The 2,494-nt window shown below is 41.3% G+C and carries 1 pseudogene; it reads left to right on the forward strand.

What is annotated here, in order from left to right:
* Window positions 1-2,301 (forward strand): annotated as a pseudogene (locus tag CD172_RS12870) (serine-rich repeat glycoprotein adhesin); the annotation flags it as partial.
* Between the last annotated feature and the right edge of the window lie 193 nt (window positions 2,302-2,494).

A 2,494-nucleotide genomic window follows, 5' to 3' on the forward strand; every position in this document is an offset into this window, starting at 1 on the left:
GTACTTGTTGACTCAGATTCACTTACAGATGTTGAAGCACTTTCTGATTCTGAGATTGAAGTACTTGTCGATTCTGATTCGCTCACCGATGTTGATGTGCTTTCTGATTCTGATACTGACGTACTTGTTGATTCAGATTCGCTAACTGAAGTTGACGTGCTTTCTGACTCAGACTCGCTCACTGACGTTGAAGTACTTTCTGATACTGATACTGACGTGCTCGTTGATTCAGATTCGCTAACTGAAGTTGAAGTGCTTTCTGACTCAGATACTGACGTACTTGTCGATTCTGATGCACTTACTGACGTTGAAGCACTTTCTGACTCTGATACTGACGTACTTGTCGATTCAGATGCACTTACTGATGTTGACGTACTCTCTGATTCAGAGATTGATGTACTTGTTGACTCAGATGCACTTACTGATGTTGATGTGCTTTCTGACTCTGATACTGACGTACTTGTTGACTCTGACTCGCTCACTGAAGTCGATGTACTTTCTGATTCAGACACTGACGTACTTGTCGATTCTGATGCACTTACTGATGTCGACGTACTTTCTGATTCAGACACTGATGCGCTCGTTGACTCAGATTCACTCAACGAAGTTGACGTGCTTTCTGACTCAGATACTGACGTACTTGTCGATTCTGACGCACTTACTGAAGTTGAAGTACTTTCTGATTCTGATACAGACGTACTTGTTGATTCTGATGCACTTACTGATGTTGATGTGCTTTCTGATTCAGACACTGATGTACTTGTTGATTCAGATTCACTCAATGACGTTGATGTACTTGTTGATTCAGACTCGCTTACTGATGTTGACGTGCTTTCTGATTCAGACACTGATGCGCTCGTTGACTCAGATTCACTCAACGAAGTTGATGTGCTTTCTGATTCTGACACTGATGTACTTGTTGATTCAGATGCACTTACTGAAGTTGATGTGCTCTCAGACTCAGATACTGACGTACTTGTTGATTCAGATTCGCTAACTGAAGTTGAAGTGCTTTCTGACTCTGATACTGATGTGCTTGTTGATTCTGACGCACTTACTGACGTTGATGTACTTTCTGACTCTGAGATCGATGTACTTGTTGACTCAGATGCACTTACAGAAGTTGATGTGCTTTCTGATTCAGATGCACTTACTGATGTCGATGTGCTCTCAGACTCTGATACAGATGTGCTTGTTGACTCAGATACGCTTAACGAAGTTGACGTGCTTTCTGACTCAGATACTGATGTACTTGTTGATTCAGATTCACTTACAGAAGTTGATACACTTTCTGATTCAGATACTGACGTACTTGTCGATTCTGATTCACTTACTGAAGTTGATACACTTTCTGATTCAGATACTGACGTACTTGTCGATTCTGACGCACTTACAGAAGTCGATACACTTTCTGACTCTGATACTGAAGTGCTTACTGATTCAGATTCACTTACTGATGTCGATGTGCTCTCAGATTCTGATACTGACGTACTTGTTGACTCTGATTCACTCACTGATGTTGAGGTACTTTCTGACTCGGAGATCGATGTGCTTGTCGATTCTGATTCACTTACTGACGTTGAAGTACTTTCTGATTCTGATTCAGATGTACTTGTTGATTCAGACTCGCTTACAGAAGTTGATAAGCTTTCTGATTCTGATACAGATGTGCTTGTTGATTCAGACTCACTCAACGAAGTTGACGTGCTCGTTGACTCAGATTCGCTCAACGATGTTGATGTGCTTTCTGATTCTGATACTGACGTACTTGTCGATTCTGATTCACTTACAGAAGTTGAAGCACTTTCTGATTCTGATACTGATGTGCTTGTTGACTCAGATTCGCTCACTGATGTTGATGTGCTTTCTGACACTGACGTACTAGTCGATTCTGATTCACTTACTGAAGTTGACGTGCTTTCTGATTCTGAAATTGAAGTACTTGTTGATTCTGATTCACTTACTGATGTTGAAGCACTTTCTGATTCTGAAATTGAAGTACTTGTTGATTCTGATTCACTTACTGATGTTGAAGCACTTTCTGATTCTGAAATTGAAGTACTTGTTGACTCAGATGCGCTCAACGATGTTGATGTACTTTCTGATTCAGACGCGCTTACTGATGTTGATGTGCTTTCTGACTCAGATACTGACGTACTTGTTGATTCAGATGCGCTTACTGATGTTGATGTGCTCACCGATTGTGATACTGACGTGCTTGTCGATTCAGATGCGCTTACTGATGTTGATGTGCTCACCGATTGTGAAACTGATGTGCTTGTAGACTCACTTAACGATTGACTTGTTGATACACTTTGCGAAGCGCTAACCGATGTACTTGTCGACTCACTTAATGATTGACTTGTTGATGCACTTTGCGAAGCGCTAACCGATGTACTTGTCGACTCACTTAATGATTGACTCGTTGATGCACTTTGCGAAGCGCTAATCGATGCACTTGTCGACTCACTTAATGATTGACTCGTTGATGCAC

The sequence above is a fragment of the Staphylococcus agnetis genome, from assembly GCF_002901865.1.
Classification (GTDB): domain Bacteria; phylum Bacillota; class Bacilli; order Staphylococcales; family Staphylococcaceae; genus Staphylococcus; species Staphylococcus agnetis.